General features: G+C 38.0%; 11 protein-coding genes. 5 read left to right on the top strand and 6 right to left on the bottom strand.

The window, feature by feature from the left end; all coding sequences use genetic code 11:
* The coding region (gene gldD, locus VIH09_RS08550; protein WP_331579904.1) for a gliding motility lipoprotein GldD at window positions 1-356 on the top strand (356 nt) is incomplete at its 5' end.
* Window positions 357-417: 61 nt separating this feature from the next.
* Here gldD and VIH09_RS08545 read toward each other — a convergent pair.
* Window positions 418-798, bottom strand: coding sequence for a heavy metal-associated domain-containing protein (locus tag VIH09_RS08545; RefSeq protein ID WP_331579902.1), 381 nt, complete (start codon window positions 796-798; stop codon window positions 418-420).
* 110 nt (window positions 799-908) lie between these two features.
* Between VIH09_RS08545 and VIH09_RS08540 the strand changes: the two genes are divergently transcribed.
* Window positions 909-1,775, top strand: coding sequence for a DMT family transporter (locus VIH09_RS08540; protein ID WP_331579900.1), 867 nt, complete (start codon window positions 909-911; stop codon window positions 1,773-1,775).
* A gap of 120 nt (window positions 1,776-1,895) precedes the next feature.
* On the opposite strand, the gene VIH09_RS08535 is transcribed toward VIH09_RS08540, so the two are convergent.
* Window positions 1,896-3,311, bottom strand: coding sequence for a pitrilysin family protein (locus VIH09_RS08535; RefSeq protein ID WP_331579898.1), 1,416 nt, complete (start codon window positions 3,309-3,311; stop codon window positions 1,896-1,898).
* 7 nt (window positions 3,312-3,318) lie between these two features.
* Window positions 3,319-4,644, bottom strand: coding sequence for a pitrilysin family protein (locus VIH09_RS08530; protein WP_331579896.1), 1,326 nt, complete (start codon window positions 4,642-4,644; stop codon window positions 3,319-3,321).
* Between the two features lie 248 nt (window positions 4,645-4,892).
* Between VIH09_RS08530 and rplU the strand changes: the two genes are divergently transcribed.
* Window positions 4,893-5,330, top strand: coding sequence for a 50S ribosomal protein L21 (gene rplU / locus VIH09_RS08525; protein ID WP_331579894.1), 438 nt, complete (start codon window positions 4,893-4,895; stop codon window positions 5,328-5,330).
* Window positions 5,331-5,354: 24 nt separating this feature from the next.
* On the top strand, window positions 5,355-5,621 hold the full coding sequence (rpmA, locus tag VIH09_RS08520) for a 50S ribosomal protein L27 (protein WP_331579892.1): 267 nt from the start codon (window positions 5,355-5,357) through the stop codon (window positions 5,619-5,621).
* Window positions 5,622-5,890: 269 nt separating this feature from the next.
* Here the strand turns inward: rpmA and VIH09_RS08515 are convergent, their stop codons facing one another.
* From VIH09_RS08515 to ahcY, 3 genes are all read right to left on the bottom strand, one after another.
* Complete coding sequence (locus VIH09_RS08515) at window positions 5,891-6,166, bottom strand: hypothetical protein (RefSeq protein WP_331579890.1); 276 nt, start codon at window positions 6,164-6,166, stop codon at window positions 5,891-5,893.
* A 191-nt stretch (window positions 6,167-6,357) separates the two neighbouring features.
* On the bottom strand, window positions 6,358-6,489 hold the full coding sequence (locus VIH09_RS08510; RefSeq protein WP_331579888.1) for a hypothetical protein: 132 nt from the start codon (window positions 6,487-6,489) through the stop codon (window positions 6,358-6,360).
* A gap of 353 nt (window positions 6,490-6,842) precedes the next feature.
* Window positions 6,843-8,159 carry an adenosylhomocysteinase gene (gene ahcY / locus VIH09_RS08505; RefSeq protein WP_331579886.1) on the bottom strand — a complete coding sequence of 439 codons (1,317 nt, stop codon included), beginning with the start codon at window positions 8,157-8,159 and terminating at the stop codon, window positions 6,843-6,845.
* 247 nt (window positions 8,160-8,406) lie between these two features.
* Between ahcY and VIH09_RS08500 the strand changes: the two genes are divergently transcribed.
* Entirely contained in the window at window positions 8,407-9,039 is a 633-nt protein-coding gene (locus tag VIH09_RS08500) for a 4'-phosphopantetheinyl transferase family protein (RefSeq protein ID WP_331579884.1), read from the top strand.
* Window positions 9,040-9,058 lie beyond the last annotated feature (19 nt).

Raw genomic sequence — 9,058 nt, 5'->3', positions numbered from 1 at the left:
CAATTTCTTACCCAAAAATGAAAGCGACAATTTACCTGACCTATAAGCCGGTCAACAACAATATCAATTTTTTGTTGAAGGATGCCCAGAAATTAACCTATGAGCACGTAATAAAAGCCGATGACATATTGGAACAACCCTATTTGAATCCGACTAAAAAAGTATATGGTATGTTTTATCGGGTAGACGGAAATGCCGCCACGAATTCGCAATTTTACGTGACGGATAGCACCAAGCATTTTGTTACCGGCTCCGTTTATTTCTACGCAAAACCCAATTTTGATTCCATAATGCCTGCGGCCAGTTATGTTAGAAACGACATGCAACGGTTGATGGAAACCCTAAAGTGGAAATGAGAACACATAAAAAAAAGCATCTACCGCGGCAGATGCTTTTTTTTATAGGACACGTTGTTCGTTATGACTTCATGTTCGATACTTTGTAAGTTTTCCCGTCTCCAGTAGCTTGCACCACTTTTGTTAGCGTTTTAGGGCTTTGAACGGTTTTGTCATAAGTTACAGTGGCCAGTTTATTGTCAAAATCGACTGTTGCTGTTTGAACACCGTCAAGGGCCGATAATTCTTCCTGTATTGTTTTTGCACATCCAATAGCACAAGTCATTCCTTCTACTGAAAAATTGGCTGTTTGCAAGTTTTCGGCAGCGATTGGTTTTTTTGCTTGTGGGACGACTTTTTCTGCAACGGCAATTTCTTTTGTGATTTCTTCAGCGTTTTTTTTGCAACTTACCAACAAAAGAGCAGCAAGTGAAAGTGTAGCAATTGACTTTGTAATTATCATTATCGTTTGATTTTAAGTGGTTTGCCAAGTTTTAAAATTCATTGCAAAATTAATAAAAAAAGGGCCTTTAATTCATAAAATTATTAGAATTTTGGGGCAAAATGGCGCTTATGGAATCGAAACAATTGAAATGGGTTTACTTAATGACCCTCGCCCTAGTGTGGGGGAGTTCATTTATACTGATTAAAAAAGGGTTAGTTGGCTTGTCTGCTTTGCAAGTAGGTTCCTTGCGAATTATATTTGCAGCTATTTTTTTATTGTTGATTGGTTTCAAAAGTTTGCCCAAGATACCAAAGGGAAAATGGAAATATATCGCGATGACCTCCATGTTTGGGACTTTTGTGCCAGCTTTTCTTTTCGCATTGGCCCAGACTGAAATTGACAGTTCGGTTAGTTCCATATTGAATTCTTTAACGCCATTGAACACTTTGGTATTGGGGTTCTTAGTTTTTGGCATTAACTTTCAGAGACGGCAGGTTTGGGGCGTTTTTATTGGTCTTGTGGGAAGTTTGCTTTTGGTCTTTAATGGTGCGATGAATCATCCCGATCAGAACTATTATTATGCCATTTTAGTAATTATTGCATCCATTTGTTATGCCATAAACGTTAATTTGATAAAAAGGTTTCTGTCAGACTTAAGTCCGTTGAGTATTACCACGGGGAACTTCGCTGTTTTGGTTGTGCCGGCATCCTTAATTCTATTTTTCACCGGCTTTTCTGAAATGATTCACATAGAAAGTGTACAACATGCCGTTTTGTTTATTGTAATATTGGGAGTGCTAGGAACAGGAATCGCAAATATTTTATTCTTTAAATTGATACAAATTTCTTCGCCCGTTTTTGCGACTTCAGTAACATATCTGATCCCGGTTGTGGCTTTCTTTTGGGGATTGCTGGACAATGAAATGCTTACTCCCATCCAGTTTTTCGGTGCATTCATTATTTTGATTGGCGTTTATTTGTCTGCCAAAAAGTAGTATTCAGTTGCGAAGATTTAGTTTTGTAAAACAGGTCCAAAACAGAGTTAAACCTTATCAAATAACAGAGGCCGTCTTTTTTGGACGGTCTCTGTTATTTTTAAAAAAAATATAACTGTTTTATTTGTAAACGGGCTTTTCTACGGGATTTCCGTAATCGTCAAAATAAAACATGGGTATGTGAAGTTTTTCCAAGCCTGGGATAACTTCCGACCCTTTAGCAGCAATTATTATCCGGGTGTTATCAATCAGAAAGTACTTATTGGCTGCACCAATAATGTCATCTGCGGTCACGGCATTGATGGTTTTGATATAATTTTCGTAAAAGTCCTTAGGCAGATCTTCCGTCTCTATGTTTAAGGCATATCGGGCAACTGACTGCGGTTTTTCTACCTGCATCACAAATCGGCCAATATAGCCAGCTTTCACGTTGTTTAGCACTTCGTCGGAAACCTTTTCTGTTCTTATTTTTTTTATCTCTTTGACGAATTCGACAACCGCACTGTCGGTTGCAGAAGTCCTGATAGATGATGCCGATTTTAATTTGGAAACATATTTTCCTGCTCCTATGATTGCGTTGGCTCCGTAGGTCCAACCGTGTTCTTCCCTTAAATTCATATTCAAGTAACTGTTGAAGTCGCCTCCTAATATATAAGTGGCAATTACGGCGGGGAAGAAATCCTTATCCCCCATTTTTAATTCAATGGTGTTCACCAAAGAAATTTCGGATTGGACTGCATTTGGCACATCCACAAAATTGATCTGGGTGAAGGGAACGTTTTGCGGCGCGGTGTAAATCAGTTTTGGCGTGGCTCTCTTTTTCCAAGAACCAAAAAGTTTCTCGACAATTGGCTTAACTTCCTTGTATTTCACGTCTCCGATTATCACTAAATAGGCATTTTCAGGAACGAAATAGGTTTCATAGTTAGCAACGACGTCGGCAAGAGTCACATTCCCCAGCGTTTCCTCGGTCATGTATTCACCGGACGGGTGACTCGCTCCAAAAGCTAAGGCATCAACGACTCTGTTGGAAATGGCTGGAACGCTCTTTTCTTGGGCAATCAATCCTTCCAATAGCTTTGCTTTTTCCTTGTCAAATTCTTCTTGAGTGAAATTAGGATAAAGTGCACCAAAGGACATCAGTTCTAATATACGCCCTGAATATTTAGAAAGAGAACTGGCGTATGTGCCATGTGAATTAAAAGCCATATTGGCACCCAAAAAATCTACTTCTTCATTAAAATCATCTTTGGTGATTTTGGTGTTTCCGCTTCCTATTAGATTGCTTCCTAACTCATCTACCCCTTTTTTATTTCCCTCTGCAAATGGGGGATTGTCTAAAGTTAGGTTGTAGGTCACTCTGGGTAATTTGTGGTTTTCTACAACCATCACTTTTAGGCCGTTTGCCAAAAAGAATGTTTGTGGTTTTTTTAGATTTACAACTGGTGCTTTCCCGGCTCTTGGTTGCGGTCGATCTTGTGCTTGCATAATTCCTGTTATGAATAATAGGATTAGTATAATTGTTGTTTTTCTCATTGTTATCTTAGTTCTGGGCTGTTTCTGTGGCGGGAACGTAATTCAATAATAATCGTTGATTCGGATTTAGGTATTTTTTTGCCACTTCTCTAATTTCTTCTCGCGTAATGGAATGGTAAAGACCAATTTCTGTATTTATCAAATTGATGTCTCCGTAAAGCAGATAATACTTCGCCAAATTTTCGGCGATTCCCTCGACATTCGAATTGTTGTTCACGTATTGTGTTTCAAACTGGTTTAGCAATTTCTGATAATCTTTTTCGGAAATCAGGTCAGTTTGGATTTTCACGATTTCTTCGTCTATTTCTTTTAGCAAATCTTCCGAAGTGTGTGTTCCCATCGGTAAACCATAGAGAATGTACATGCCATAGTCTTCTTGGCTAAAGCCAACCGCGCCAATTTGCAATGCTATTTTCTTTTCGTCCACCACTTTTTTGTACAGTTTTGAGCTTTTACCATCGCTTAAATAGGATGAAATAAAATCCAGAACACGAGCCTCTCTTGTTTTCATCGAAGGTGTTCTGTATGATGCCACCAGCATAGGAATCTGAATGTTTGGATCGTGGTAAGTCGCTTTCAAGGTTTGTGTGATCGGTTCTTCAATGAATGTTTGTTTTTTGATTTTTTCGCCTTTTTCTATTGGACCAAAGTATTTTTCAATCCATTCTTTGGTAACGGCTTTTTCAAAATCGCCCGCCACCACCAATACGGCATTATTGGGAATATAGAATTTTTTGTTAAATGCTTGGAAATCTTCCAAAGTGGCAGTGTCTAGGTGTTCCATCGACCCAATTGTGGACCATCTGTAGGGATGGTTTTTGAACATGTTTTCTTTTACGACGTTTATGATTTTGCCGTAAGGGCGATTATCGTAGCGAGAACTCTTTTCTTCCTTTATGACTCTGTTTTGCGTGTCTACGCCAATTTGATTGATAATTGGGTGCATCAGTCTTTCGGATTCCATCCAAAGTGCCAATTCGAGATTGTTAGAGGGGAATACTTCGTAATAATACGTTCTGTCATCCGAAGTGTTGGCGTTGTTTGTCCCTCCATTTGAAGTCACTATTTTGAACCATTCCCCGCGTTTGATGTTTTCTGTTCCTTCAAAAAGTAAGTGTTCAAAAAAATGGGCGAATCCCGTTTTCTCTGGGTTTTCGTCTTTTGAGCCAACATGGTACATCACCGAGGTTATGACAACTGGGGCTGTGGGATCATGATGCAAAATAACATGCATGCCATTATCGAGATTGTATTCTTCGAAAGCTATTTTTTGGGCTGTGGCCACTCCTCCAAGTAAAAGCGCAGAACTTATTGCCATTATTGATTTTTTCATATTGGATTAATAGAAATGTATTTACAATAGGTGTAAAAACGGAAATTATTGTTACTTCAAAAATACCTTTTTTTAATGATGAATATCCAAAAGGGACATTTTATTAGCGAAATGGATGTAATTATCTGCGGATAAAGCCTTGAAAACAGGGTAATAAGCAAAGAATATATTTTTTGTTTTTCAAGTAATTGGATAGTAAAAATTAAATTGTATATTTGCAACCTTAAAAATCAATAAATCAATTCGGTATGTATGCAATCGTAGAGATAGCAGGGCAACAATTTAAAGTAAGCAAAGACTTAAAGGTTTATGTTCATCGTTTGACTAATGAAGAAGGTTCAAAAGTTTCTTTTGACAAAGTTCTTTTATTAGATGACAATGGATCTATCACTTTAGGCGCCCCAGCTATAGAAGGTGCTTCAGTAGAAGCTAAAGTGTTACAACACTTAAAAGGAGATAAAGTTATCGTTTTCAAAAAGAAAAGAAGAAAAGGATACAAAAAGAGAAACGGTCACAGACAATATCTTACTCAAATTGTAATTGAAGGTATTACTGCAACAGCAGCTCCTAAAAAAGCAGCTCCTAAGAAAGCAGCGGTTGAAGCAACTACAGAAGAAGCGGAAGCTCCTAAAGTAAAAAAAGCTCCAAAAGCAAAAGTTGCTAAAAAGGACGATACTAAAGAATAATAACAATATTAAAACTAATACGTCATGGCTCACAAGAAAGGTGTCGGTAGTTCCAAGAATGGTAGAGAATCAGAATCAAAACGTTTAGGCGTTAAGATTTTTGGAGGACAAGCTGCTATTGCAGGGAACATCATCGTAAGACAAAGAGGTTCAAAACACAATCCAGGTGAAAATGTTTACATCAGTAAAGATCACACACTACACGCAAGAGTAGATGGACTTGTACATTTCCAAAAGAAAAGAGATAACAAATCATACGTTTCTATACTTCCATTCGAAGTTGAAGCATAATTGATTTCTCAATTTATTATAAAACCCGTTTTGAAAGAAACGGGTTTTTTTGTGGTCTTTCCTCTCCCTAGCCCTCTCCAAAGGAGAGGGTGAAAGTGTGAAAAATGGATTGGGTTGATTCTTGGTTTGTGATAAATGCATAACAGTTCATGATTGCAGAGACGCTGCAGTGCTTCTCTACCTAGAATTTCTGAAGATGATATAATATGTGCAATTTGGATTTTTTTGGTATAGATTATAGATCTGTTTGCTATATATTGATTAAATACTTACTGCAATTTAAAATAATATAGTATCGGAATTACGCAAACCATTTCAGAATACCCCTCCTCTGTTTTGTCTCCGAGGTAATATGCTTTTAATTCGCTGGTATTTTTGTCAATGGTGTAATTCCAAACTTGGTTATTTGAATATAAAAAATCTGTGAAAGAATAGGACTCTGGGTTTTCTGAAAAATTATTTTTTTCACTTTTTATTAATTCCCATTTTTTTGAATTACGATACAGTTCATAAAACAGGATCTCATCTGAGTTAATAGTGATCATTTTTGCACCTAAACCGTCGTCTCGGATAGCCCAATTTGCCTCTTTGGATATCCATTTCCAATTTCCAAGTAAGTTATTTATCTTATTTTTTCTAAAAATCGATTTTAAGGAATCTGCTTTTTTCAGGGCAATTTGAGCGATTTCAGATTTTTGATTGATGTTATGGGCAAATGTGAATAACCTAGCGGCTACTACATAGTCGCGAATATCAAGTTTTTTTGTGCCTCATCAAATAGGTTTTTCTGATCGTCGTTTCGAGAATTGTCTTGGGCCAAAAGTACTGTGGTTAATAATAACAGTAGAAGGAGTATGTAATTTTTCATAGAACAAAACTGATTTTAAGATTGTAATTCTATCAAATATACCATTATTAAAAATATATTTTAGGAATTAAAAAGTAGAGACGAACTGCAGTGTATCTCTGTCTAAAAAACAGTTGGGAAGACATCTCTTTGATTAGTAGATAGAGTTTTGTTTGAAGAGGACCGCGAGAGGGATAGCAGCGGCATCCTTTTATGTAGTCCCGAAACTTCGGGACGAAATAAAAGATACAGCGAATAGCCCGGCCTGAAGTTTTTGCGTAGGAATTCGCCCAAAAACAAAAAACCCTCGCTTCTCAGCAAGGGTTTCTTTATATTCTAAAATCATAAATCAGCAATCGCTAATCCGTGATCATTTAGTATCTGTAATATTCTGGTTTGAATGGACCGTCAACTGGAACACCAATGTAAGCAGCTTGATCATCACGTAAAGTTTCCAATTCAACTCCTAATTTAGCCAAGTGAAGCATCGCTACTTTCTCGTCTAGGTGTTTTGGCAACATGTAAACATCATTCTCGTATGATGCGCTGTTTTTCCACAATTCGATTTGAGCCAAAGTTTGGTTTGTAAATGAGTTACTCATCACAAAACTTGGGTGACCTGTAGCACAACCAAGGTTCACTAAGCGACCTTCGGCCAATAGGATAATGTCTTTACCATTGATTGTGTATTTATCAACCTGAGGTTTGATTTCAACTTTTGAAGCTCCGTGGTTTGTGTTCAACCAAGCAACTGCAATTTCGTTGTCAAAATGCCCAATGTTACAAACGATAGTTTTGTCTTTCATTTGCTCGAAGTGAGAACCAAGAACGATATCTTTATTTCCAGTAGTTGTGATGATGATATCAGCATTTCCAACAACTGTGTCTAGTTTTTTAACTTCAAAACCGTCCATTGCTGCTTGTAAAGCACAGATGGGGTCGATTTCAGTAACTGTAACAATAGATCCAGCACCTCTAAAAGAAGCAGCAGTTCCTTTTCCTACGTCACCGTATCCACATACAACAACTCTTTTACCGGCAAGCATAATGTCAGTTGCACGACGAACAGCATCAACTGCAGATTCTTTACAGCCGTATTTGTTATCAAATTTCGATTTAGTAACCGAGTCATTAACGTTGATTGCAGGCATTGGTAATGTCCCGGCTTTTACTCTTTCGTACAGTCTGTGAACTCCAGTTGTAGTCTCTTCAGACAATCCTTTGATTCCGGCAACTAATTCTGGGTAACGGTCAATAACCATGTTAGTCAAATCTCCACCGTCATCAAGAATCATATTCAATGGTTTTCTGTCTTCACCAAAGAAAAGAGTTTGCTCGATACACCAGTCAAAATCCTCTTCGTTCAAACCTTTCCAAGCGTAAACTTGAATTCCTGCAGCAGCGATAGCCGCAGCAGCTTGATCTTGCGTAGAGAAAATGTTACAAGAAGACCAAGTCACTTCAGCACCAAGAGCGATCAAAGTCTCAATTAAAACTGCAGTTTGGATCGTCATATGCAAACATCCAGCGATACGAGAACCAGCAAGCGGTTGTTCGTCTTTGTATTCAGCACGAAGCGCCATTAAACCTGGCATTTCAGCTTCCGCTAATTCAATTTCTTTTCTTCCCCAGGCCGCTAGAGAGATATCTTTTACTTTGAAAGCCACAAAAGGCATAGTTGTAGTACTCATTTATAGTATATTTGTAATTGTAAATTTTTGCAAAATTACGCAATATCTTTAGAATTACACTAATTTCTGTGACATTTATGAAATGTTTAAGGGGTTAATCTTTTGAATATTAACGTAATAATTTTATTAAATCCCAGATTAGTACTGGGTAGGAGCTATTTCCCGCTGTTCACTATATCTTTTATGGCGAACCCAGCCATAAAAGGATGCCGTTGCCATCGGGGCTAAAAATCAGGATACGAACAACATGCCTTTATATAAAACCATAAATTTCAATTCCGTAACTCAAATTCTCGTCTGGAAGATCACCGAGAGTTATGAGGAACTGTTCGACGAAGTGGCGCTAAATGAGAGCAATCTAAGGAGACTCAGCCGTATGAAGTCGCAATTGCACCAGCGCGGATTCCTGAGTGTTCGCAAGCTCTTGCAGGAAGCCGGGTACAATGATTTTGATTTGTATTATGACGAATGCGGCAAGCCGCATCTCAAAGACAGCAAACACATCTCCATAACCCATTCGCATGAGTTCTCGGCAATAATCATCAGCGACCAAACGGTAGGTATTGATATCGAATTGCAACGGGAAAAAATCATAAAAATCGCCAGCAAGTTTAACGATGATGATTTTCATTTTTTAAAGTCAGACAGGAAAGAAGAATACATAAGGAAACTGACCGTTATTTGGGGAGCAAAGGAGTCCATTTTCAAAATCCGAAACGAACGGGGCATTAGCTTCAAGGAGCACATCAAAGTGCGAGCTTTTGAAATGGGGGATGCATTGGCCGCAGCAGAACTCCACTTTGACGCTATAGTTAGGGATTTTGATGTTCATTTTGAAGAGATAGAAAATTTCACTTTGGTTTACGCTTATGAAAAATAGTTTCGGATCCCACGCTCTA

This window comes from Flavobacterium sp. (assembly GCF_036515215.1).
Lineage (GTDB): Bacteria > Bacteroidota > Bacteroidia > Flavobacteriales > Flavobacteriaceae > Flavobacterium.
The sequence above is the reverse complement of the archived record's forward strand: the minus strand, read 5'-3'. Positions and strand labels throughout refer to the sequence as shown.